General features: G+C 71.4%; 22 protein-coding genes. 6 read left to right on the plus strand and 16 right to left on the minus strand.

From position 1 onward, the window contains the following. Positions 1-208 precede the first annotated feature (208 nt). The gene (locus AB1046_RS14200; RefSeq protein ID WP_369369953.1) at positions 209-784 is read left to right on the plus strand and encodes a hypothetical protein; all 576 of its coding nucleotides are present in this window, start codon (positions 209-211) and stop codon (positions 782-784) included. An 88-nt stretch (positions 785-872) separates the two neighbouring features. Here AB1046_RS14200 and pstB read toward each other — a convergent pair whose 3' ends face one another. The 7 genes from pstB to AB1046_RS14235 form a co-directional block, all read right to left on the minus strand. Then, positions 873-1,652 carry a phosphate ABC transporter ATP-binding protein PstB gene (gene pstB / locus AB1046_RS14205; protein ID WP_369369954.1) on the minus strand — a complete coding sequence of 260 codons (780 nt, stop codon included), beginning with the start codon at positions 1,650-1,652 and terminating at the stop codon, positions 873-875. A 45-nt stretch (positions 1,653-1,697) separates the two neighbouring features. Beyond that, positions 1,698-2,645, minus strand: coding sequence for a phosphate ABC transporter permease PstA (gene pstA, locus AB1046_RS14210; protein ID WP_369369956.1), 948 nt, complete (start codon positions 2,643-2,645; stop codon positions 1,698-1,700). Then, entirely contained in the window at positions 2,645-3,649 is a 1,005-nt protein-coding gene (gene pstC, locus AB1046_RS14215; protein ID WP_369369957.1) for a phosphate ABC transporter permease subunit PstC, read from the minus strand. The genes pstA and pstC overlap by 1 nt, the downstream gene beginning before the upstream one ends. Positions 3,650-3,773: 124 nt before the next feature. Beyond that, positions 3,774-4,892: a phosphate ABC transporter substrate-binding protein PstS gene (pstS, locus tag AB1046_RS14220; RefSeq protein WP_369369958.1), complete on the minus strand. Its 1,119-nt coding sequence runs from the start codon at positions 4,890-4,892 to the stop codon at positions 3,774-3,776. Positions 4,893-5,074: 182 nt separating this feature from the next. Then, positions 5,075-6,220, minus strand: a complete 1,146-nt coding sequence (pstS, locus tag AB1046_RS14225) for a phosphate ABC transporter substrate-binding protein PstS (RefSeq protein ID WP_369369959.1) — start codon at positions 6,218-6,220, stop codon at positions 5,075-5,077. A gap of 116 nt (positions 6,221-6,336) precedes the next feature. Next, a complete protein-coding gene (locus AB1046_RS14230) occupies positions 6,337-7,035 on the minus strand; it encodes a response regulator (protein ID WP_369369961.1) in 699 nt (232 codons plus the stop codon). Further along, positions 7,032-8,285, minus strand: coding sequence for a sensor histidine kinase (locus AB1046_RS14235; protein WP_369369962.1), 1,254 nt, complete (start codon positions 8,283-8,285; stop codon positions 7,032-7,034). Before AB1046_RS14235 ends, AB1046_RS14230 begins: the two co-directional genes overlap by 4 nt. 273 nt (positions 8,286-8,558) lie before the next feature. Between AB1046_RS14235 and phoU the strand changes: the two genes are divergently transcribed. After that, a complete protein-coding gene (gene phoU / locus AB1046_RS14240) occupies positions 8,559-9,206 on the plus strand; it encodes a phosphate signaling complex protein PhoU (protein ID WP_369369963.1) in 648 nt (215 codons plus the stop codon). Between the two features lie 73 nt (positions 9,207-9,279). On the opposite strand, the gene AB1046_RS14245 is transcribed toward phoU, so the two are convergent. The 9 genes from AB1046_RS14245 to AB1046_RS14285 form a co-directional block, all read right to left on the minus strand. Next, on the minus strand, positions 9,280-10,020 hold the full coding sequence (locus AB1046_RS14245) for a phosphoglyceromutase (RefSeq protein ID WP_369369964.1): 741 nt from the start codon (positions 10,018-10,020) through the stop codon (positions 9,280-9,282). Next, a complete protein-coding gene (mshA, locus tag AB1046_RS14250) occupies positions 10,017-11,342 on the minus strand; it encodes a D-inositol-3-phosphate glycosyltransferase (RefSeq protein WP_369369965.1) in 1,326 nt (441 codons plus the stop codon). Before mshA ends, AB1046_RS14245 begins: the two co-directional genes overlap by 4 nt. Next, entirely contained in the window at positions 11,342-12,430 is a 1,089-nt protein-coding gene (locus AB1046_RS14255; RefSeq protein WP_369369967.1) for a lactonase family protein, read from the minus strand. Before AB1046_RS14255 ends, mshA begins: the two co-directional genes overlap by 1 nt. Positions 12,431-12,544: 114 nt before the next feature. Further along, positions 12,545-12,877 carry an Lsr2 family protein gene (locus AB1046_RS14260; RefSeq protein WP_369369968.1) on the minus strand — a complete coding sequence of 111 codons (333 nt, stop codon included), beginning with the start codon at positions 12,875-12,877 and terminating at the stop codon, positions 12,545-12,547. Positions 12,878-13,053: 176 nt separating this feature from the next. Next, a complete protein-coding gene (locus tag AB1046_RS14265; RefSeq protein WP_369369969.1) occupies positions 13,054-13,236 on the minus strand; it encodes a hypothetical protein in 183 nt (60 codons plus the stop codon). A 39-nt stretch (positions 13,237-13,275) separates the two neighbouring features. Next, complete coding sequence (gene lysS, locus AB1046_RS14270; RefSeq protein WP_369369970.1) at positions 13,276-14,805, minus strand: lysine--tRNA ligase; 1,530 nt, start codon at positions 14,803-14,805, stop codon at positions 13,276-13,278. A gap of 31 nt (positions 14,806-14,836) precedes the next feature. After that, entirely contained in the window at positions 14,837-15,766 is a 930-nt protein-coding gene (gene nadC, locus AB1046_RS14275; protein ID WP_369369971.1) for a carboxylating nicotinate-nucleotide diphosphorylase, read from the minus strand. Then, a complete protein-coding gene (locus AB1046_RS14280) occupies positions 15,763-16,479 on the minus strand; it encodes a GntR family transcriptional regulator (RefSeq protein ID WP_369369972.1) in 717 nt (238 codons plus the stop codon). Before AB1046_RS14280 ends, nadC begins: the two co-directional genes overlap by 4 nt. Positions 16,480-16,577: 98 nt before the next feature. Continuing rightward, entirely contained in the window at positions 16,578-18,101 is a 1,524-nt protein-coding gene (locus tag AB1046_RS14285) for a hypothetical protein (protein ID WP_369369973.1), read from the minus strand. 219 nt (positions 18,102-18,320) lie between these two features. Here AB1046_RS14285 and AB1046_RS14290 point away from each other — a divergent pair, with 219 nt between their 5' ends. Genes AB1046_RS14290 through AB1046_RS14305 form a run of 4 tightly spaced genes read left to right on the plus strand, consistent with a single transcriptional unit; the run spans position 18,321 to position 24,014 of the window. Further along, complete coding sequence (locus tag AB1046_RS14290) at positions 18,321-19,598, plus strand: NRAMP family divalent metal transporter (protein WP_369369974.1); 1,278 nt, start codon at positions 18,321-18,323, stop codon at positions 19,596-19,598. 44 nt (positions 19,599-19,642) lie between these two features. After that, complete coding sequence (locus AB1046_RS14295; RefSeq protein WP_369369975.1) at positions 19,643-20,482, plus strand: LamB/YcsF family protein; 840 nt, start codon at positions 19,643-19,645, stop codon at positions 20,480-20,482. Beyond that, the gene (locus tag AB1046_RS14300; RefSeq protein ID WP_369369976.1) at positions 20,482-22,173 is read left to right on the plus strand and encodes a carboxyltransferase domain-containing protein; all 1,692 of its coding nucleotides are present in this window, start codon (positions 20,482-20,484) and stop codon (positions 22,171-22,173) included. Before AB1046_RS14295 ends, AB1046_RS14300 begins: the two co-directional genes overlap by 1 nt. Further along, positions 22,170-24,014, plus strand: coding sequence for a biotin carboxylase N-terminal domain-containing protein (locus AB1046_RS14305; protein ID WP_369369977.1), 1,845 nt, complete (start codon positions 22,170-22,172; stop codon positions 24,012-24,014). The genes AB1046_RS14300 and AB1046_RS14305 overlap by 4 nt, the downstream gene beginning before the upstream one ends. Positions 24,015-24,131: the final 117 nt, after the last annotated feature.

Raw genomic sequence — 24,131 nt, forward strand, 5'->3', positions numbered from 1 at the left:
TCCGCAGGTCAGGGCCCTGCAACGGGGGCGATGGGAGGCAGTCTTCGCCCCTAGGACCTCGGTCTGATCGTTCCGGAGCCGTGACCGTAGCCACGCTCTGACCGGGCAAATCGCCTCCGTTCGCGATGCGCGGGCATACCGCTGGGGCCACTAGGATTGGGCGGGGATCCGCCCCACCCGAACCAGCCGAACTTTCAGGGAGTCAACCGTGTCCCGTCGCGCCACCGCCGCCCGAGGCGCCCGCACCATCGCCGTCGCGGCGGTCTCTGCCGCAGGGGCCCTCCTCCTGGCGGCCTGCGCCCCGACCACGACGACGCTGACCTACGACCCGTCCGACGGCGTCGGCGTCTCCGTGCTGGGCGAGGAGCAGACGGATCTGCGCGGGATCAACCTCATGGTCATCTCGGCTGCCGAGGGCGAGGCCGGCAACGTCCTGGGCGCACTCGCCAACGAGACGGCGGACGACGTCTCGTTCACGCTGGAGGCCCCTGGCGCCTCGCCCGTCACGGTCGCGGTCCCCGCAGGCGGCACGGTCTACCTGGGCACCGAGACCGGGCAGGCCGTCCAGCTCGACACCGTGGACGCGGCCCCAGGCGAGTACGTCACCGCGACGCTCACCGTCGGCGCCGACTCTCGGGACTTCGAGCTGCCGGTGCTCGACGGCACCCTGCCGGAGTACGCGGACTACCTGCCGGTTGCAGTGCTGCCGTCGCCGGTCGTCTCGCCGTCCCCTGCTGTGTCGCCGTCGCCGTCCGGCTCGCCGTCGCCGTCCGCCACGGAGTGACCCGACCGAAGTAATAAGAACGACCCCAACACCATGCACGCGACGCCGTGCAGAGTGTTGGGGTCGTTCTTGCTGACCCGGTCCTAGATCACCCGAAGCGGCCCGAGACGTAGTCCTCGGTGGCCTTCTCGGCGGGCGACGCGAAGATCGTCGCGGTGTCGTTCATCTCGATCAGCTTGCCGGGCTTGCCGGTGCCCGCGATGTTGAAGAACGCCGTCCGGTCGCTCACGCGAGCAGCCTGCTGCATGTTGTGCGTCACGATGACGATCGTGTAGTCCTTCTTGAGCTCCTGGATCAGGTCCTCGATCGCCAGGGTGGAGATCGGGTCCAGGGCCGAGCACGGCTCGTCCATCAGCACCACCTGCGGCTTCACGGCGATGGCGCGTGCGATGCAGAGGCGCTGCTGCTGGCCGCCCGACAGGCCGGAGCCCGGCCGCTCCAGGCGGTCCTTGACCTCGTTCCAGAGGTTGGCCCCACGCAGGGACGACTCGACCAGGTCGTCCGCGTCGGACTTCGAGATCCGCTTGTTGTTGAGCTTCACGCCAGCCAGCACGTTGTCCCGGATCGACATGGTGGGGAACGGGTTGGGGCGCTGGAACACCATGCCGACGGTGCGGCGCACGGCCACCGGGTCGACGTCGGCGCCGTACAGGTTGACCCCCTCGAGCTCGACGGAGCCCTCCACGCGGGCACCCGGCGCGACCTCGTGCATGCGGTTCAGGGTGCGCAAGAACGTCGTCTTGCCGCATCCGGACGGGCCGATGAAGGCCGTGACGGACTTGGGGTCGATCGTCATGGAGACACCCTCTACGGCGAGAAAGTCGCCGTAGTAGATGTCGAGGTCCTTCACGTCGATGCGCTGTGCCATCGGATCATTCCTTCGTGTGAGCGGCGGCTGAGGCTGGTCTGCGCGTCAGCGCAGCTTCGGGGAGAACCACCGGGTCACGAGGCGCCCGATGAGGTTGAGGAGCATGACGATGATGATCAGGAGGAGGGCGGCGGCCCAGGCCCGATCGAAGTTGATGTTCACCAGGCAGTCCAGCACACCCTCGCGGCAGGGCACAGGGCCCTGTCGGTACTGGCTGAAGATGTACACCGGCAGGGTCATCATGCGGCCCTCGAACGGGTTGAAGTTGATCGAGTCCGACACACCGGCGGTGATCAGGATCGGCGCCGTCTCGCCGATCACCCGGGCGATCGCGAGCAGCACGCCCGTGGTGAGCCCGGCGACGGAGGTGCGGAGCACCACCCGGACGATGGTGAGCCACTTCGGCACACCCAGCGCATAGGACGCCTCCCGCAGCTCGTTCGGGACCAGCTTGAGCATCTCCTCGCAGGAGCGCACGACCACGGGGATCATCAGCACGCTCAGCGCGACCGCGGCGATGATGCCGAGCTTTGCTCCCGGGCCGAGGAAGATCGAGAACAGCGCGAACGCGAACAGGCCCGCGACGATCGACGGGATGCCGGTCATGACGTCCACGAAGAACGTCGTGACCCGAGCCAGCGCACCGCGCCCGTACTCGACCAGGTAGATGGCCACGAGCAGGCCGATCGGCACCGAGATGACGGTGGCGCACAGCGTGATCATCAGCGTGCCGACGGCGGCGTGATAGGCGCCGCCCATGTCCATGCCGCCGAACACGCCGCGCATCGAGGTGAAGAGGAACTGGCCGTCGAACCGTTCGGCGCCGCGCAGCACGACGGTCCACAGGAGGGACACCAGCGGGATCAGGGCCAGCCCGAAGGCGCCGTAGATCAGCACCGTCATGGTCCGGTCGGCGCGCCTGCGCCCGCCGTCGGCGGTGGTCAGCAGTGCTCGTGTTTCGGCGGAGCCGGGGGTCTCAGTCGTGGCGCTCATCAGTTGGCTCCCGAGAAGTCCTTGCGGCGCGCGACAATCGCGCGCGCGGCCATGTTGACCACCATCGTGATGACGAAGAGCGCGAGGCCGGTGGCGATGAGCACGTTCACGGCGAGCCCGCTGGCCTCGGCGAACCGCGACGCGATGAACGCGGCGATGGTCTGCTGCTGGCCCGAGTCGAAGATCTGGAACGAGTAGAGGATCCCGGGCGACAGGATCATGAGCACGGCCATGGTCTCGCCGAGCGCGCGCCCGAGGCCGAGCATCGCCGCGGAGATGACGCCGGAGCGGCCGAAGGGCAGCACCGCCGTGCGGATCATCTCCCACCGGGTGGCGCCCAGGGCGAGCGCCGCCTCCTCGTGCAGCTTGGGGGTCTGCAGGAAGACCTCGCGGGAGACCGCGGTGATGATCGGCAGGACCATCACCGCGAGGACGACGGACACCGTCGCCAGCGACCGGCCGGTGTTCGTCACGTTCACCGTCCAGAACGGCAGGAAGTCCAGCACCCCGCCGATCCACACCCAGACGTCGTTGATGACCGGTGCCAGCGTGCGCCCGCCCCACAGGCCGAACACGACGGACGGGATCGCGGCGAGCAGGTCGATCACGTAGCCGATCGCCGCGGCGGCGCGGCGCGGGGCGTAGTGCGAGATGAACAGGGCGATGCCGATGGCGACCGGCGTCGCGAGCAGCAGCGCCATGGCCGCGGCGAGGAGGGTACCGAAGACGAGCGGGCCGACCAGGTCCCACAGCGAGTCCATCCCCGTCGGCAAGCCACCCTGGTCGGCGAGCTCCTCCGGCGAGGCGGTCAGTGCGGGCAGGCCACGCGCGATGAGGAACACCGCGACGGCCGCGAGAACCAGCAGCAGGAAGGCCCCGGCCCCGGTGGTGATCCAGCGGAACACCCGGCTGAAGCCACGTTCGGTATCGCCGCTCCCGCGCCGTCGGGCCGGCGGCTTCAGCCGGCCGGGCTGGGCGTCCGGCGGACTGTCGGTTGTGGTCACAAGAGCTCCTCGATGCTCGTCGCTCGGTGTGGGGTCGGTTGTGGCTGACATGGCTGTGCCGGTGGCCGGACCGGCGGCGCCAGCGGCGCCGGTCGGCCCGGCCACCGGCCGGTGATCAGTTGCGTCAGCCGACCGTGATCGACTCGATGGCGGCGGCGACCTGCTCAGCGGTGTTCGCCGAGATGGGCGCGTTGCCCGCGGCCGCGGCCGCGGCCTGCTGGCCCTCGTCGGAGGCCACGTAGGCCAGGAACGCCTTGACGAAGTTGCCGTTCGTCTCGTCCGCGTAGTTGGTGCAGGCGATGGCGTAGGAGACCAGCACGAGCGGGTACGTGGCCGGGTCGGTCAGCGTGCGGTCGACCTCGATCGCGAAGTCGTGCTCGGCGCGACCCTCGACGCGCGGCGAGGCGTCCACCGTGGCGGCGGCACCCTCGGGCGAGAACGCCACCCACTCTTCGCCGACCTGGATCGAAGCGCTGCCCAGGTCGACGACCCGGGAAGCGTCCGCGTAGGTCACAGCACCCTCGGTGTCGGTCACGACGCCGACGACACCGGACGTGCCCTCGGCGGAGTCGCCACCCTCAAGCGGCCAGACGCCGTCCGGCTCGTCCGTCCAGACGTCCGGAGCGGTCGCGAACAGGTACTCGGTGAAGTTCTCGGTGGTACCCGAGTCGTCGAGGCGGTGCACCGGCGTGATGTCCAGGTCCGGGAGCTCGGCGTCGGGGTTGTCGGCGGCGATCGCGTCGTCGTTCCAGTTCGTGATCTCGCCGTTGAAGATGTTGGCGATGACCTCGGAGGAGAGGTTCAGCGAGTCGATGCCGGGCAGGTTGAAGGCGACGGCGATCGGGCTCACGTAGATCGGCAGGTCGATCGCACCGTCGGCGCCGCACACCTCGGTCGAGGTGGCGAGCTCTTCGTCGTCGAGCGCGGAGTCGGAGCCGGCCCACTGCACGCCACCCGCGAGGAACTGCTCGCGGCCCGCGCCGGAACCGGCCGGGTCGTAGTTGATCGTGGAGTCGGGGTTCGCGCCCTGGAAGCCGGCAACCCAGGCCTCCATCGCGGACTCCTGGGACGATGCGCCCGCACCGGCAAAGTCACCGGCGATGGGCTCGGCACCCTCGGTCTCCGTGGGCTCTTCACCGGTCGTCGGGTCTGATCCGCAGGCTGCGAGGCTCAGCGCGAGCGCGCCCACCATGACAGCGGAGCCAACGCGGGGGAATCGGCTGATCTTCACGTGTCGTTCCATCCTGTTCAAGTTCGTACGCGCGGCGAGCGCCGCGGCGTCAGTCGGGACGCTAGGGAGCGGGAGTGACCTGATCCCCAGATATGGGTAAACGGAAGGTGAACAAGCCATCACGGAGGGGGTGATTCGCAACACCCTCACCTTGGCACGCCCTGGCGCTGTCCACATTTCGCTGCATCTGCGGGTCATCCGTCCGTCTGGTCGTCCGGACGTTCCTGGGTCAGGTAGATGGCTTCGGCGGCTTCCGTGATCCAGGCCTGCACGTCGCTGGAGATGACCGCGCTGCCCGCCGCGCCGGCTGCGCGCTCCTGGCCTTCGGTGGAGGCAACGTACTCGACGAACTCCTTGACGAAGGTCCCCTCGGCCCGGTCCGCGTACCGCGAGCACACGACCAGGTAGGAGACAAGCACCAGCGGGTAGGCGAAGGGCTGGTCGATCGTCCGGTCGAGGACGAACGCGAGATCGTGCTCGTACCGGTTCTCGACCCGCGGCGATACGTCGACGACGGCGGCCGCGGCGTCGGCGCTGTAGGGCACGAACTCGTCACCCACCCTGATGGCGACGCGCCCGAGGTCGGCGGTCGCCGAGGCGTCCGCGTAGGTGATGCCGCCGGGCGTGGAGCGGACCGTCTCGGTCACGCCGCCCGTCCCGTCGGCGGCGAACCCCTGCGGGAGCGGCCACAGCCCGTCCGGCTCGTACGGCCACGACTGCGGTGTGGTCGCGTGGAGGTAGTCGGTGAAGTTCGCGGTGGTACCCGAGTCGTCGGAGCGGTGCACCGGCGTGATACCCAGCGCGGGCAGCTGCGCCTCGGGGTTTACCTCGACGATCGCCGGGTCGTTCCACTGGGTGATCTGCCCCGTGAAGATCCGCGCGATCAGGTCCGAGGACAGGTTCAGCTGGTCGACACCCTCGACGTTGAAGGCCACCGAGATCGGGCTGATGTAGACGGGGAGGTCGATGGCGTTGCCGCCGTCGCACGCCGGGCCGGAGGCGGCCATCTCCTCGTCGTCGAGCGCGACGTCCGAGGCGCCGAAGGCCGTGCTGCCCGCGAGGAACGCCTCCCGGCCGTCACCCGAGCCGGCGGGGTCGTAGTTGATCGCCGCGTCGGGGTGCCGCTCCTGAAACCCGCTGATCCAGGCCTCCATCGCAGATTCCTGCGAGGAGGCGCCGACGCCGTGAAACTCACCGGCGACGACGGGCTCCGGGTCGGCGCTGGGTTCGTCGTCCGCCCCGAGACCCGGGAACCCCATCGTGCCGCAGCCCGCGAGCGCCAGGACCACGGCGCCCGCGGTGGCAGCGGAGACGAGACGGGTGTAGAGGGAGGTGCTCACGGTTCGCGAACGTACTCACCGGCACCGTCTCGTGAGCAAACACCAGGTGAACGGAAGGTGACCAGCGCTGCGGTCGTCCCGTGACGTGTGCCACCAGACGGTGGCACACGCGGGGCTCACGCCTCGTCGTCGGCCAGCTTGTAGCCCAGGCCACGCACCGTCAGGAGGTACTTGGGCGAACCCGGGTCCGGCTCGATCTTGGAGCGGATGCGCTTCACGTGGACGTCGAGCGTCTTGGTGTCGCCCACGTAGTCGGCGCCCCAGACCCGGTCGATGAGCTGCCCCCGGGTCAGGACCCGGCCCGCGTTCCGCATGAGCAGCTCGAGCAGGTCGAACTCCTTGAGCGGCAGCGCGACGCTCTCCCCGGCCACCGCCACGGTGTGCCGCTCCACGTCCATGCGGACCGGCCCGACCTCGAGCACGCCGTCCTCGTCGTGCTCCGCCGAGTCGCTGGGCTGACGGCGCCGGAGCACCGCCCGAACGCGGGCGAGCAGCTCACGGTACGAGTAGGGCTTGGTCACGTAGTCGTCGGCGCCGAGCTCCAGGCCCACCACCTTGTCGATCTCGGAGTCCTTGGCGGTCAGCATGATGACCGGGACGTCGCCGCGGGCCCGCAGCTCCCGGCACACCTCCGTGCCCGACAGGCCCGGCAGCATCAGGTCGAGCAGCACCAGGTCCGCCCCCTCCGCGTCGTACGCGGCGAGCGCCGAGTTGCCGTCGGCGGCCTCGACCACCTCGAAGCCCTCACGGGTCAGCTGGTACGTCAGCGGATCCCGGTACGACTCTTCGTCCTCGACAACCAGGATGCGCGTCACGCACCTACCTCCTCGTTCTTGGCGGCCCCGTGGTCGGTGGCCTTGTGCTGAACCTGCTGGTCCTGTTGGTCCTGCAGCTCTGCTTCCGCTGCCCGATCGGGCAGGGGTCCGGCGCCCGGCCGGTCCGCGGACGGGATCCGGAGGGTGAAGGTCGAGCCCCGGCCGGGCTCGGACCACATGGTCACGTCCCCACCGTGGTCGGCGGCGACATGCTTGACGATGCTCAGGCCCAGGCCTGTACCCCCAGTGTCGCGCGAGCGCGCGGGATCCACCCGGTAGAAACGCTCGAAGACGCGGTCCTGAGCGTCCTCCGCGATCCCGACCCCCTGGTCCACGACCGCGATCTCGACCAGGCCGGCCCGCTCGTTGACCCCGACCCCCACGCGGCTGGCGGGTCCGGAGTAGGCGACGGCGTTGTCGACCAGGTTGCGGACCGCGGTGACCAGGAGGTTGTGGTCGCCGTAGACCTCGGTGTCCAGGTCGCCGCCCATCGTGATCGCGATGTTCTTGGACTGCGCGGTGGTGCGCGCCCGGTCCACCGCCTCCTCCACGACCTCACGGATCGGGACCGGGGTCAGCTTCGGCATCGAGCCGGCGCCCTGCAGACGCGACAGCTCGATGATCTCCTGCACCAGGGCGGACAGCCGGACGGCCTCGCGCTGCATCCGTTCGGTGAACCGGCGCACGGCCACCGGGTCGTCCGCGGCGTCGGCCACGGTCTCTGCCAGCAGCGCCAGCGCGCCCACCGGCGTCTTCAGCTCGTGGGACACGTTGACGACGAAGTCCCGGCGGATCGCCTCGACCCGGCGCGCCTCGGTGCGGTCCTCCGCGAGCACCAGCACCCGCTCCAGGCCCAGGGGCGCCACACGCACCTGCAGCAGCACGGTGCCCTGGCCCACCGGGCCGCGTGGCAGCTCCAGCTCCTGCTCCCGGATCACGCCGTCGCGCCGCACCAGGGCCACCAGGTCCGTGATCGCCGGGTGCACGAGCGCGTCGTTGCGCACCACCCCCAGCGCGTAGGCCGGCGGGGAGGCGCGGATCACCTCGTCCTCGCCGTCGAGCACAACTGCGGCGGAGCGCAGCACCGAGAGCACACGGACGAGACCCGCGTCGAGCTCGTCGGGTTCGGCCTGGGTAAGGGCATGCTGCTGCCGCTCGGAGACGCGGAAGGCCAGGGTGGCCACCACGCCGACGATCACGCCGAAGATTCCGGCGGCCAGCACCGGTACCCCGGAGATGATTCCGTCCACACCCCCAGGGTAGGTCGACGTTTCAACCGCGGGACGACGTCGGCGGGTGCTCCGAGGATCGCGTCGCTTACTGTTCATGTCGGGGAGGAAGCGCGTTAACCTCCCGGTACATCGCACCGTCGAACCTTGGCGGGTGCGGGCGGTTGCTGTGCCGTGCGCCGTTCCGGGACGTGTCCGGGCGGTCGGCCCGGCCGTGCGTCGGCCCCGCCCGCCCTCCGGCGGCGCGACAGCGGACGCGAATCGTTCGCGCGCCCCGAGTGCGAGAGGAAACCGATGCGAGAGATCTTCGAGGCCGAGCTGCAGCAGGTCGGCGACGACCTGACCGAGATGAGCAGGCTCGTGGAGTCCGCCATCACCCGAGCCGGCACGGCACTGCTTGAGGCGGACCTCCAGCTGGCGCAGGAGGTGATCGCCTCCGACAAGACCATCGACGCGATCGAGGACTCGCTCGACGAGCGGTGCATCCACCTGCTCGCCCAGCAGGCGCCGGTCGCCACCGACCTGCGCGTGGTCGTCAGCGCGCTGCGGATGAGCGCCTCCCTGGAGCGGATGGGCGACCTGGCCCGGCACGTCGCGCAGGTGGCGCGTGGGCGCTACCCGGCGCAGGCGATAGTGCCCGAGGCCAGGGACACGTTCGTGAACATGCACGACGCCGCGGTCCGCGTGGCGCAGCGCACCACCAAGCTGCTCGCCACGCGCGACCTCACGCTGGCCGAGGCCCTGGAGCGCGACGACGACATCATCGACGCGCTGCACCAGGAGACGTTCAACAAGCTCCTGGCGCCCGAGTGGCACGCCACAGTGCAGGAGTCCGTCGACGTGACGCTCGTCGCTCGCTACTACGAGCGGTTCGGCGACCACGGCGTCTCGATCGCCCGCCGCGTGACGTTCCTGGTAACGGGAGACTTCCCGGAGGCGTGACCCTGGTACGAGCAAGGCGCTCAGGTCACCTGGTGACCTGAGCGCCTTGCTCGTTCCGGATCAGCGGCCTGATTCAGCGGCCCTGGTTCGCCACGGCCGCGATCGCGTCCTGCGCGGCCGCCGGGTCGAGGTAGGTGCCGCCCGGCTTCACCGGCTCCAGGGTCTCCTCGTCGAGCTCGTAGACCAGCGGGATGCCCGTCGGGATGTTCAGCCCGGCGATGGCCTCGTCGGAGACGCCGTCGAGGTGCTTCACCAGGGCCCGCAGCGAGTTGCCGTGGGCGGCGACCAGCACGGTCTTGCCGGCCTTGAGGTCCGGCACGATCTCGCTCTCCCAGTACGGCAGGGCGCGCTCCAGCACGAGCTTGAGGGCCTCCGTGCGCACCACCGGGGCGTCCGCGTACCGCGGGTCGGCGTCCTGGCTGAACTCGGAGCCCAGCTCGATCTCCGGCGGCGGCACGTCGTACGAGCGGCGCCAGAGCATGAACTGCTCCTCGCCGAACTCCGCGAGCGTCTGCTTCTTGTCCTTGCCCTGCAGCGCGCCGTAGTGGCGCTCGTTGAGGCGCCAGCTGCGCTTGACCGGGATCCAGTGTCGGTCGGCGACGTCGAGCGCCAGGTTCGCCGTCATGATCGCGCGGCGCAGCAGCGACGTGTGCAGGACGTCCGGGTTCACACCGGCCTCCTTGAGGAGCGCGCCACCGCGCTTGGCCTCCTCGACGCCCTTCTCGGAGAGCGCCACGTCCACCCAGCCGGTGAACAGGTTCTTCGCGTTCCACTCGCTCTCGCCGTGGCGGAGCAGCACGAGGGTGTAGGTCATGGCTCCATCCTGCCGCACTTTGCGTGGTGCTTTCTCGCCTGCTCGTAGACGGCCAGCATCTCGTCGGCAGCGCGGTCCCAGCCGAACCTGGTCGCCGAGGCACGGGCGCCTACGGCCAGGCGCGCGCGGCGCTCGTCGTCGTCCAGGAGGCACTTGAGGACCAAGGCCCAGGTCTCGGGCTCGTGGTCGGGCACCAGCACGCCGGAGACGTCGTCCTCGACCACCGTGCGCAACCCGCCCACCGCCGCGGCGACCACCGGGGTGCCCGCCGCCTGCGCCTCCGCCGCGACCAGGCCGAACGACTCGCTGTGCGACGGCACAGCCACCAGGTCGGCCGCCTGGAAGTAGCGGGCCAGCGTCCGCTGGGGCACCGGGGGTCGCACCAGCACGTGGTCGGCCACACCCTCCTGGTAGGCGAGCGCCTCAAGCTCCCGGACGGCGGTCGGCCGCCCGGAGGCGCCGCCGAGCACCACGAGCAGGGGCGGTGTGCCGCCGTCCTGCGACCAGACCCGCTCCCCCAGCGCCCGTACCAGCACGTCCGGTCCCTTGAGCAGCTGGACCCGCCCCGCGAACAGCACGATCTTGCGGTCGACCGGCAGGTCGAGCTGCTCCCGCAGCTCGGCCGCCTGCCTGCCCGGGTCCGCGGTGTCGGGCAGCGGGGCGAACACGCCGAGGTCCACCCCCGGCTGCACCACGTGCACCCGGTCCGGGTCGGCGTGGTAGTCGCGCACCAGCTCGCCGGCCTCCTGGTCCGTGTTCGCGACGAGGGCGTCGGCCTCAGCGACCACCTGCTCCTCGCCGATGATCCGGCCCTGTGGCTCGGGTACGTCTCCCGGCGCGAGTGACGCGTTCTTCACGCGCGCCATGGTGTGCATCGTGTGCACGAGCGGGACGTCCCAGCGCTCCGCGGCGAGCCAGCCCACCTGGCCCGACAGCCAGTAGTGCGTGTGCAGCACGTCGTACCAGCCCTCGGGGCGGTGCGCCTCGGCGCGCAGCAGGCCCGCGGCGAACGCGCACAGCTGGCCGGGCAGGTCGTTCTTGTCCAGACCCTCGTACGGTCCCGCGGGCACGTGGATGACGCAGATGCCGGGCTCGGCGCTGGTCACCCTGGGCTGGGCCGACGACGTCGCCCGCGTGTAGATCTCCACCTGCGCGCCACGCCGGGCGAGCGCCCGGGACAGCTCCAGCACGTAGACGTTCATGCCGCCGGCGTCACCCGTGCCGGGCTGCTCCAGCGGCGAGGTGTGCACGGAGACCATCGCTATCCGGAAGGGGCGGGCCGCGTCCGGCTCGACGAGGTCGGGCGGCAGGCTGTCGCGCATCACGCCTCCAGGACGCACGCGGGCACGGGCAGCTCCAGCCGGTCCGTGATCTCGCCCTGGCCGGTCGTGGGGTCGAGCCGGACGGCGATCAGCGCGTCGGCGTTCTGCGCGGCCACGACCACTACCCCTCCGTCGGCCAGAAGCGCGTGGTGGCGCGGCCAGGCGCCGGCCCCGAGGTCGACGTCGGAGACGTTGTTGATGGTCAGGTGCCCGGCCGTTACGGCGTCGTCCGTGCCGGCTGCGGCCGGGCGTACCCGGAGCACCGACAGGACGTCCGGCCCGCGCACACCCACGTGCACCAGGTCGCCGGCGACGGTGATGTGCGAGGGGTACCCGGCGGCGCCGTCGGGCATGGTGCGGCCGGTGATCGCGACCGAACCGACGTGCTCCAGGCGGCCCGGTCCCGCAGGGACCAGGACGTGCAGGCGGCAGTCGAGCTCGCCCACCAGCAGGATGGTGCCGTCGGGCAGCTCGACCAGGTGGCGCGGGCCGGTGCCGGGCGGCAGGACGGCGGCGACCTCGCCGCCCGACGTGGCGGCGTCGTCGAGCAGAAGAGCGCCGTCGAGCGGGTAGGAGCGCAGCTCGTCGGTGCCGAGGTCGGCCACCAGGACCCGGTCCCCCCAGACGTGCGCGAAGTGGGCGTGCGAGCCTTCCTGCCGGCCGGCGACCGGACCCGATCCCGTGTGCCGGTGGGTCCGCGGCTCCCCGAGTGCCCCGGTCGTGCTGAGCGCAACCGCGGCGACTACGCCGTCGCCGTAGTTCGTCACCCAGGCGGCGGTGTCCGTCGCGACCACGTGGCAGGGGCTCGAACCACCTGTGGCGGCCGCTCCTGCGGGGGCGAGCGCGCCGTCGTCCGGCACCCGGAACGAAGAGATACCGCCGGAGTCGACCTCGGACACCGCAAGCAGCGTGCGCCCCGACGGGTCCAGCGCCAGGTAGGACGGAGAGGCGACCGGGGCGACGAGCTCGGCGCCCGCGAACTTTCCGTGTCCGCCGATAGCAACCCGCCAGATGCCCTCACCAGTTCCCGGCGCCTGCCCGGCCGTCGGATACGTGCCGATCCACAGGGCGGCGCTAGGGATGCTCATGCAGTCAGCCTAATGACGTCCGGGCAGTGCTCTTTGCCGGAATGTACGACGCCCCGGCCGCCCCCTCGTAGAAGGGGCGCCGGGGCGTTATCCGCTGTCGGGAAAGCGACGGCGTCAGCCGTTCGCCTTCGCGTAGGCGTCCTGAACCTCTGCCGCGATACGGCCACGGTCGCTGACCGTGTAGCCGTTGGCCTTGGCCCATTCGCGGACCGCAGCAGTGTCGCTCCCCGAACGGGACCGGCGAGTGGTGGCAGTGCGCGCGACCGGCGACGACTTCACCTTGCGTGCGTGGCCGACCCACGAAGCGAGAGCCTCACGGAGCTGAGCCGAGTGCTCGGCATTGAGGTCGATCTCGTAGGAGACGCCGTCAAGGCCGAAGTTCACGGTCTCGTCGGCGGCACCGCCATCGATGTCATCTTCGAGAACAAGCTGAACCTTCTGAACCATACGGGTACTTCCCTTCAGCGCCACTAATTCCGGGGTTGTTCGCGAGCATGCCGCACTCAATATTGACATGTCAATTAAGGGTGTGTGACACCGATCACGAAAAATTCACCCGGCGGAAGTGAAGTAGGAGGCTTTGATCCCGCAGGTCGGCGCGGATAACCACACGCGGCGCAGGATCAGCGCGGCGCGGAATTCTCGGTGTTTTCCGCCGCTGCCGCGATCGCCTCACGGTCCATTCGGTCCAGAGCCTGGCGCTCGTCCCGGTCGGCGCGGACGATCTTGCGCATCGCAAACCAGAACAACAGGCCGACGCCGACCGAGGGAGTAAGCCCGGCGAGCACCGCGAGCGTCGTATCCATCACAAGATCCTCACAAACTCATCTTCACGATTGGAAATCTCAGGCCTGCGGCTTCACGAGCGGAAAAAGGATGGTCTCGCGGATGCCCTGGCCGGTCAGTGCCATCAGCAGGCGGTCGATGCCCATGCCCATTCCGCCCGAAGGGGGCATCGCGAATTCCATCGCGGTCAGGAAGTCCTCGTCCAGCAGCATGGCCTCGTCGTCGCCGGCCGCAGCCATCCTGGCCTGCGCCTCGAAGCGCTGGCGCTGCACCACGGGGTCGACGAGCTCGGAATAGCCGGTGGCCAGCTCGAAGCCGCGCACATACAGGTCCCACTTCTCGACCTGGCCCTTTTCCGTGCGGTGGTCACGCGTGAGCGGCGACGTCTCCACGGGGAAGTCGCGTACGAACGTCGGCGCCGACAGGTGGTCGCCCACCCGGTGCTCCCAGAGGGACTCGACCAGCTTTCCGTGATTCACGATCTTCTTGTTGCCGACCTCGACATCGAGCCGCTCGGCGATCTTCTCGAGTTCCTCCACCGACGTGTCGGTGGTGATCTCCTCACCCAGGCTTTCCGAGAGCGAGTCGTACATCCGCAGGTTTGCCCATTGTCCTCCCAGCTCGTACTCGGAACCGTCTGGAAGAGTCACGAGCGTGGTGCCGAGAACGTCGCGGGCCGCCGTCTGCACCAGATCCTGGGTGATGGCGCCGATGGTGTTGTAATCCCCGTAGGCCTCGTACGCCTCAAGCATCGCGAACTCCGGCGAGTGCGACGAGTCGGCGCCCTCGTTGCGGAAGTTCCGGTTGATCTCGAAGACCTTCTCGACGCCGCCGACGACCGCCTTCTTGAGGAAGATCTCGGGCGCGATGCGCAGGAAGAGGTCCAGGTCGTACGCATTCATGTGCGTCGAGAAAGGGCGTGCGGACGCGCCGGACGCAATGGTCTGCAGCATCGGCGTCTCGACCTCGAGAAAGCTGCGTCGGTAGAAGTTCTCGCGCAGAGAGCGCACCACGCCGGAGCGCAGGCGCACCATGTCGCGCGCTGCGGGGCGCGCGATGAGGTCCACGTAACGCTGCCGGACGCGCGCCTCCTCCGAGAGGTCCTTGTGCAGCACCGGGAGCGGGCGCAGTGCCTTGGCCGCCATCTGCCAGTTGTCGGCGAAGATGCTCAGCTCGCCGCGCCGCGACGCGCCGACGCGACCGTGCAGGAAGAGGTGATCACCCAGGTCGACGTCGGTCTTGAAGGCCGCGAGCGCCTCCTCGCCGAGCACGGCGAGGCTCAGCAAACCCTGGAGGCGGTTGCCCTCGCCGTCCTGCAGCGTGACGAAGCACAGCTTGCCGCCGATGCGGATGAAGACGACGCGGCCGGCGACGCCGACGACGTCGTCCGTCTCCTGGCCGGCCTCGAGGTGCTCGTATGCGCCGCGCACCTCGGCGATGGTGTGCGTGACCGGGACGGTGACCGGGTAGGCCTCGATGCCGCGCGCCAGGAGACGCTCGCGCTTCTCGCGCCGGACCCGCAGCTGCTCGGGCAGGTCGTCGGTCGGCGGGGTCGCGGCGCTCTCGGCACCAGAGTTCTCGGTCGTCACGGGTGCGATTCTATCGGTGGCGCTAGCTCAATTAGCCCCGGAGGTCCAGGGCCAGGTCCAGGATCGGAGCGCTGTGGGTCAGGGCGCCTACCGAGAGGTAGTCCACGCCCGTGGCCGCGACCTTGCTTGCCGTCTCCAGGGTCAGGTTTCCGGTCGCCTCGAGCTCGACGTGCGCCGGGACGCCGTCGCGACCTTCCCGCGCGCGGACGGCGGCGACGGTCTCGGCAAGCAGCCCGGGCTCCATGTTGTCCAGCAGCAGGAAGTCGGCGCCCGAGGCCAGGGCCTCCAGGGCCTGGGCGGTCGTGTCGGCCTCGACCTGGATCTGGACGTCGGGGAAGTTCTCGCGCACGGCGCGGATCGCGGCGGCGACCGATCCGGCGGCGACCACGTGGTTGTCCTTGACCATGGCGACGTCGTACAGGCCCATGCGCTTGTTCGTGCCACCGCCGGCGCGCACGGCGTACTTCTGCAGGGCGCGCAGGCCCGGCGTGGTCTTGCGGGTGTCGAGCACCTGCGCGCCCGTCCCCGCCAGCTCGCGGGCGAACGCCCGGGTCGCCGTCGCCACGCCGGAGGCACGGCTCGCCAGGTTGAGCAGGGTGCGTTCGGCCACGAGCAGCACCTGGGTGCGGCCCGCGAGGCTCGCCAGGACCTGGCCCGCGGTCACGGCGGCGCCGTCCTGCACGTGGAAGGTGGCCTCCGGGGCCGGCAGGCCCAGCCGGGCCGCGACCTGGCCCAGCACCTCGGGCACCACCAAGAGGCCCGCGACCACACCGTCCTCGCGCGCCACGAGCTCCGCCACTCCGGTGGCCGACGGCGGGATGGTCGCCTGCGAGGTCACGTCCCGCCCGGGGGCGGGCCCCAGGTCCTCGTCGAGGGCTACCTCGACGATGCGGGCGACCCAGGCGGCGTCGAGCCCGGGGGTGACCGTGGAGGGGGTGGCGAAGACGGGGAGGGTGCTCACGGGCTCACCGTATCCGCAGCGTCGGCGGCACCATCGGGAGCCGTGTCCGTGGCACCGTCACCCGCTGGACCGCCGCCGGCGGCGCCGTCCACCATGGCCTGGAGCGTCCGCTCCGAGTCCGTGAGGTAGCGGTTCAGGTCGGCCGCGGCGCCGTCGGCGTCACCGGCCGTGAACCGGCGCAGCAGGCCGGCGTTGCGGTCGACAAAACCGTCGAAGAACGCTCCGTTGTCGCCGAGCAGGCCGAACGACAGGCGCAGCTCGGCGGAGAGGTTCGCGTGCACGCGGTCGAGGCGCGGGCTGCCCGCGAGCGCCACTATCCCGGCGTGGAAGCGCATGTTCGCGGCGGCGATGTCGCGCCAGTCGCCGCCGAGCCGGGCGGCGAGGGCCGCGTCGACGGCGTCCCGCATGATCCGGGCTCCCGGGTGGGCCGGGTCGCCGGCGGCGAGCACCGGGACCTCGATGAGCCGCCGGAGCCGGTAGATGTCCACGATGTCGGCCAGGGCGGGCCGCGCCACGGCGACGCCGGCATTGGGCCGCCGCACCAGGAGGCCCTCGTGGACCAGGATCCGGAAGGCCTCGCGCAGGGTGTTGCGGGACACGTCGAGCGACTCGCTCACCGCCTGCTCCGAGAGCCGCTGCCCGGGGGTCAGGCGTCCGGAGACGATGAGCTCGCGGATTGCGTCTGCGCTGCGTTCGGCGCGATCGGGCTGCACGCCCTGATCCTACGGACCTGCGATCCAGACCTTGGTTGTGGGCGCGATGGTTGCGACTACGCGTCCGGTTGAGGCGCAACGATCGCGCCCACAACCAATCAGTCGGTCGTGTCGATTACCGCGTGGATCAGGTTGGTGGCCTGGGCCGCGATGGAGGTGCGCCAGGCGTCGAACGTGGGGTCGCTCACGCCGAAGGTGGTCTCGTAGTGCTGCATGTCCGGGGTGTGGATGTGCCCGGCCGGGATGTCGAGCCCCGCGCGGTCGCGCAGCAGCGTGTTCCGGTAGGCGCTCTCGTTGGACAGGTAGTTGCCGCCACCGCCGCTGTAGGAGCAGGAACCTGCGGCCGGCGGCACCGGCGGCATGGCCGGCGGGTAGGTGACGGACGGCGGGCTGTTGACCGTCTGGAGCGTGGGCGAGGTGCAGTCGGGGAACTGCGTGTAGCTGGTGTTCCAGACGACGCCGAAGGCCACCGCCGGGTCGGGCCACGTGTCGCCCGGAGGACGCGGGACGTCGGCCCCGGTGTCGGCGGCGATCATCTCGGCGATCGGCAGGCTCGCCGTCGTCCACTGCGGCGGGTTGGTGAGCCCGTCCCCGCCGCCCCATCGGTCGACGACCTGGCTGTTGCAGCCGGCGTTGTTGATCGCGAGCTGCGGCACGCCGCCGATCCGGGGGCACGGTGCGAGGCGGTCGTTGCCCAGCGAGACGCCGTGGTAGCGGGCGTTCCACTGCTCCAGGTTGAACTGCGAGCCGCCGGCCTGGCTCACGGTGATCGACGCGTCGACCTGACGCGGGCCGGGCTCCATGAACGGGCCGACGGTGTCCTCGAGGTAGCCCTCCCCGAACTCGCGGTAGCTCACGGGCAACGTGTACGCCTCGACGTAGGCGAGCTTGCCGTCGTCGGTGCGGTATCTGGTGCCGTCCAGCGAGAGCGCGGTGGCGCCCGACGGGTTGCCGTGCCGGATGTTGTTGCCGACCGTGCCCGGCGCGGGCCCGGTGGTGCCGCCGTCGAGCGTGTAGACGTCGAACCCGCTGACGATCACCCGCAGGACGTCGTCGCCGCGCGGGAGGTTGATGTCGAACATCCCGCGCGCGGCCTTGTCGAACGTCTCGACCAGCTCGGCCCGCTCAGCGGGCGTGAGGCCGCCCGTCGGGTCCCACTGGCGCAGCACCGCCATGGCCTCGATCCGGGTCCAGTACAACGGGCGGTCGTCGCTCGCGGGCAGGTCACCGCGGACGGCGCCGTCGTCGGCCTGGGCCCGGCGGACGGCGGCGTCCCACAGGGCCTCACCCTTGCGCTCGGCGAGCGCCGTCGCGCCGTCGAGCGTGCGGGTGCGGCACAAGGCCGCCGTGAAGGCGGCCGTGTACCCGCCGAACCCGCCGCCCTCGATGATGGTGCGGGCGTAGGTGTCGTCGGCGGGGACCGTCGGGTCGGCCGCGCTGGGCAGGTAGGCGGTCAGGCGGCTTTCCTCGACCGAGAGCGGGATGCTCGGGTCGAGGCAGCTGGATCCGGGCTGAGCGGCGACTGGTGCCGCCACGGCCGGGGCCGCCAGGGCGGTCGTGGCGCAGAGCGCGAGGGCGACGGCGCCCGCTCGCACCCTGACAGCGGTACGTGATCTCGACATGGTGGTCTCTACTTCCCCTCGGGTCGGGTAGTCACCGACCGTAGGGTTCGTTGAACAATCCAACAAGGGCGGGCGCGTAAACATCTGGTGTCCCAGGCTATGCGCGGCCAGTTGGGCCGTGTCATGATCGACCTGGTCCCGCAATGCGGATGAAACAATCGGACGAGACGATCCTGACTGTTGAACAATCCGGCTCACCACGACGACCAGGAGGACACCATGTCCGACCCGAGCCACGAGCCCGCGACCACATCGGCCGAGACCCCGCAGACCGGCCCGCCCCCCAGCGTCAGGAGGTACGCGGCGGAGCGACGACGCTCCCTGCTGGGTGCCCTCTTCCTCATGGCGACGTCCGCCATCGGCCCCGGATTCATCACCCAGACGGCCACGTTCACCCAGCAGCTCGGCGCCGCGTTCGCGTTCGGCATCCTGGCCTCGATCCTGCTGGACCTGGCCGTGCAGATGAACGTGTGGCGCATGATCACGCTGACCGGCAAGCGCGCGAGCGTGCTGGCCAACGACGCCCTGCCGGGCAGCGGCTACGTGCTGGCCGTGCTCATCGTCTTCGGCGGCCTCATCTTCAACATCGGCAACACCGCCGGCGCGGGCCTCGGCCTGAACGCCCTGTTCGGCCTCGACCCCCGGCTGGGCGGGGCGATCAGCGCCGTCATCGCCATCGCCATCTTCCTCGCCAAGCGCGCCGGGGCCGTCGTCGACCGGGTGGTGATCGTCGCCGGCGTGGTGATGATCCTGCTGACCGTGTTCGTCGCGGTCCTGTCCGACCCGCCCGTGGGCGAGGCGCTGCGGCAGACGGTGCTGCCCGACACGATCAACTTCGCCACGATCACGACGATCGTCGGCGGCACCGTGGGCGGCTACATCACGTACGCCGGCGCGCACAAGCTCCTCGACTCCGGCACCGCGGGACCGGAGCACATCCGCGAGGTCAACCGGGCCGCCGTCAACGGCATCCTCGTCACCGGGATCATGCGGTACGTGCTGTTCCTGGCGATCCTCGGCGTCGTCGCCTCCGGCGTGGTGCTGGACGTCGCCGGCAACCCGGCGGGAGACGCGTTCTCCGCCGCCGCCGGCGAGACGGGCCTGCGCATCTTCGGCGCCGTGTTCTGGATCGCCGCGATCACGAGCGTCATCGGGGCCGCCTACACGTCCGTCTCGTTCCTGCCGGTGTTCTCCGCCAGGATCACCGGCCGGACCGCCGACCTGTGGACGGTCGGCTTCATCGTCGTCTCGCTGGCGGTCTACCTGGCGATCGGCACCGCGCCGGCCACCCTGCTCGTGTTCGTGGGCGGCGTGAACGGGCTCATCCTGCCCATCGGCCTGACCCTGTTCATGTACATCGGCTGGTTCCGCGGATCGCTCCTGGGCAAGGCGAGGTACCCGCGCTGGCTCCTGGTGGTCGGCACGCTGGCCACCGTGGTCACCTGGTACATGGCGGTCAACGCGGTGGGCCCGATCTTCGACCTGCTGTCCGCCTGAGCTCCAGCCCACCGGAAGACCGCGACATCGAAAGGACCCGCACCATGAGCGCCGTCGACCTGAACAGCGACCTCGGCGAGGGATTCGGCCGCTGGAGCCTCGGCGACGACGAGCAGATGCTCGGCATCGTCTCCAGCGCCAACGTCGCCTGCGGCTTCCACGCCGGGGACCCCGCGTCCATCCGCCGCACCGTGCGGTCCGCCGTGGCGCACGGCGTCACCATCGGTGCGCACGTCGGCTACCGGGACCTCGCCGGGTTCGGCCGCCGCAACATGGATGTGCCCGACGACGAGCTCCAGGCCGACGTCGCCTACCAGATCGGCGCACTCCGCGGTCTGGCCGACGCCGAGGGTGGCGTCGTCACCTACGTCAAGCCGCACGGCGCCCTGTACAACACGGCGGCGGTCGACGAGCGAGTAGCCCGGGCCGTGGCAGAGGCCGTAGCCGCGGTCGACCCCCGGCTCGTGCTGCTGGGGCTGCCCGGGAGCGTGGCTCTCGCCGCGGCGTCGGCCGCCGGGCTCACGACCGCCACCGAGGCGTTCGCGGACCGGGCGTACACACCCGAGGGTCGCCTGGTCTCGCGGCGCGAGCCGGGTTCGGTGCTGCACGACGCCGACGACGTCGCCCGCCGCATGCTCCGCCTGGTGACCGAGGGCGTGGTGACCGCGGTGGACGGGTCCGACGTCGCCGTGCGCGCCGACTCCGTGTGCGTGCACGGCGACTCCCCCGGCGCCGTCGCCATGGCGCGGCGGATCCGCGAGGTGTTCGACGCCGAGGGGATCACGCTCGCGGCGTTCGCGCCGGCGGGAGGCGGGGCTGGCGGCGGCCCGACAGCGGGTACGGCTGGCGGCGGCCCGACGGCGAGCGGCGGCCCCGTAGCGTGATGCGGGTACTGACCGCCCGCGACGACGCCCTCCTGGTCGAGCTCGACGACCTGGACCAGGCGGTCGCACTGTACGAGTCCCTGCTGGCGGAGCCCGTACGCGGCGTCGGCGTACCCGTGCCCGGCGCACGGACGCTGCTTGTGCCATTCCGGCCCTCGGCGATCTCGGCGCACGACCTGGCCGCCGAGCTCCGGACGCGGCCGCTGGAGCGCCGCGCCACCTCCGCCGCGCGTACGGTCCAGATCCCCGTGCTGTACGACGGCGCGGACCTCGACGAGGCGGCCGAGCTGCTCGGCTGGAGCACCGAGGAGCTGGTCCGGCGGCACACCGCCGCGGCGTGGACCGTCGGGTTCGTCGGGTTCGCGCCCGGGTTCGCGTACCTGACCAGCGACGACGCCGAGCTGGTGGTCCCCCGGCGCGCGAGCCCGCGCACCCGGGTGCCGGCCGGGTCGGTGGCGCTCGCCGGGCCGTACAGCGGGGTCTACCCGCGGGAGAGCCCCGGCGGCTGGCAGCTCCTGGGCCGCACGGACGCACCGGTCTGGGACGTGACGCGGGAGCGGCCGGCGCTGATGTTGCCCGGGGACCGGGTCCGCTTCGTCGCGGTGCGCGACCTGCCGGCCCCGCCCAGGCCGGCCGCTTCGGCCACCTCGGCCGTTGAGCACAGCAGTTCCTGCCAGGATCGGGGGCGGCCTGGCAGCAACTGCTGTGGTCAAGGCCCTGGTCCCGGCATTGAGGTGGTCAGCCCCGGGGTGCAGGCGCTCGTCCAGGATCTTGGGCGGCCCGGGTCCGAAGGGGCCGGGGTCTCGGCGTCCGGGGCGCTGGACCGGCCGAGCCTGCGCGCGGCGAACCGCGCCGTCGGCAATCCGTCAGACGCCGCGGCCATCGAGTCGGTGGGCGGCGTGCGGCTGCGCGCCCGCGGACCACAGGTGCTCGCCGTGACCGGGGCGGTGGGCGACATCGTGGTGCGACCCGGTGCCGCAGCCCAACGAGGCCGGCCTGCGGACCCCCAACCGCCGCGCCCCGACCGCCATCCGCGGCCCGGCGAGCCGTTCGCCCTGGACGACGGCGACGAGCTGCGCCTCGCTGCCCCCGCCCGCGGTGTGCGCGCCTACGTGGCGGTACGCGGCGGGATCGACGTGCCGCCCGTGCTGGGCAGCCGGGCCACCGACGTGCTGGCCGGGCTCGGCCCCGACCCGCTGGCGTCGGGCGACCTGCTGCCGGTCGGCGCACCGGACCGGGGTCTCCCGGCGGCAGCCCCGCCGGCGCCAGCTCCGCCGTCGGGCAGGCTGCCCGCGGCCGGTGAGGTGACCAAGCTGCCGATCGTGCTGGGGCCGCGCGACGACTGGTTCGACGCGGCGGCGATCGCCAGGCTCACCGGGCAGGACTGGCTGGTGACACCGCGCTCCAACCGGATCGGGCTGCGGCTGGACGGGGAGCCCATCACGCGGACCCCGGAGCGGGGCGGTGCGGAGCTGCCGAGCGAGGGCTGCGTCACGGGCGCGATCCAGGTGCCGCCCGACGGGCTGCCGGTGCTCTTCCTGGCCGACCATCCCCTGACCGGCGGGTATCCCGTGGTCGGGGCGGTCACCCCCGACCACGTGCCGCTCGCCGGGCAGCTGCCCGCGGGCGCGCGCGTCCGCTTCGTCATCCGAGACCACATAGCCCAGAACCACCCAGGAGGCACCCCATGATCCGCAGCGTGCTCGTCGCCAACCGAGGCGAGATCGCGGTCCGCGTGGTCCGCGCGTGTGCTGACCTGGGGATCCGTTCCATCGCCGTGTACGCCGACGGCGACGCGGACGCCCCCCACGTCCGGCTCGCCGACGAGGCCTGGGGCCTGGACGGGCGCACGGCCGCGGAGACCTACCTGTCGGTGGAGAAGCTGCTCGACGTCGCGCGCAGGTCCGGGGCGGAAGCGATCCACCCCGGGTACGGCTTCCTGTCCGAGAGTGCGGCCGCCGCCCGCGCCGTCGAGGAGGCGGGCCTGGTGTGGGTGGGGCCGACGTCGGCCACGATCGAGCTGCTCGGCGACAAGATCGCCGCCCGGGACCTGGCGCGGAAGGTCGGCGCACCCCTGGTGCCCGGCTCCGACGGCCCGGTGCCCGACGCCGCGGCCGCGCTCGCCTTCGCCGAGGAGCACGGCCTGCCGCTGGCCATCAAGGCGGCGCACGGCGGCGGCGGGCGCGGCATGCGCGTGGCCCGGACCCTCGAGGAGGTGCCCGAGCTGTTCGAGGCGGCCCGCCGCGAGGCGGAGGCCGCGTTCGGTCGGGGCGAGTGCTTCGTCGAACGGTTCCTGGAGCGGCCCCGGCACGTGGAGGCGCAGGTCATCGCCGACGACCACGGCCACGTGGTGGTCGCGGGCACCCGCGACTGCTCCCTGCAGCGGCGCAACCAGAAGCTGGTCGAGGAGGCGCCCGCACCGTTCCTCGACGACGTCGTGCGCGCGCGGGTGCACGAGTCGGCGCGCGCGCTGTGCGCCGCCGCGGGATACCGGAGCGCCGGGACCGTGGAGTTCCTCCTCGGGACGGACGGCACCCTGTCGTTCCTGGAGGTCAACACGCGGCTCCAGGTGGAGCACCCGGTCACGGAGGAGACCACCGGTCTCGACCTTGTGGTCGAACAGCTCCGCGTCGCGAGCGGCCTGCCGCTGTCCGTGACCGAGGACCCCGCCCCGCGCGGGCACGCGATCGAGCTGCGGCTCAACGCCGAGGACCCGGCGCGCGGGTTCCTGCCCGGGCCCGGCCGTATCGACCGGTTCGTCGCCCCCGCGGGCCCGGGCGTGCGGGTGGACGCCGGGGTCGATTCCGGTTCGCTGATCCCCGGTGAGTTCGACTCGCTGTTCGCCAAGGTTGTCGTCTGGGGGCCGACCCGTCAGGCGGCGCTCGCACGGGCCCGGCGAGCCGCGGCCGAGACCGTGGTCGAGGGCGTGCCCACGGTGCTGCCGTTCCACCGCGCGGTGCTGGCGGATCCGGCGTTCACGGCGGCGGACAGCGGAGCGGCGGACGCCGGGTCGACTGCCGCGGGAGCGGCGGGCGGGTCCGGCTTCGCTGTCCACACCCAGTGGATAGAGACGGAGTTCCTCGCCTCGATCGACCCGCAGACGCTCGCGGCGCCCGTCGCCGAGCCCGGGGTCGTGGAGACCTGGGTCGAGATCGACGGGCAACGGCACCGGGTACGCACCCCGGGTGGGGTCGGGTTCGCAGGGTTCGGCCCGACGGCGGTCGGCGGTCCCAGCAGTGCGGCAACCGGCGCCGGCACCGGCGGAACCCCGACGGTTGAGGGCACGCCCCCGCCGTCGGGCAGCGGAACCGACGACGGGCGTGTGCCGCTCCTCGCGGCGATGCCCGGCACCCTGGTGCGCTGGCTGGTGCCCGACGGCGCGACCGTGGCCGACGGCCAGCCAGTCGCCCTTGTCGAGGCGATGAAGATGGAGACCCAGCTGGTGACGGAGGCGGCAGGAACGCTGGAGCACACCGCCGCCGAGGGCACCCAGATCACACCGGGCGACCCGATCGGCCACATCGCGCGATAGCGCCACACATCCGGCGACGCGCTCCGCGCTCAGCTCCGGCCTGTGCCGCCGAGTTCGGTCACTTGCTGAGCCTGGCCACTGAGATCGGTCACTTGCCTCGAGATCGGTCCATTAATT

Origin of the sequence: Promicromonospora sp. Populi, from assembly GCF_041081105.1 — a bacterium.
Lineage (GTDB): Bacteria > Actinomycetota > Actinomycetes > Actinomycetales > Cellulomonadaceae > Promicromonospora.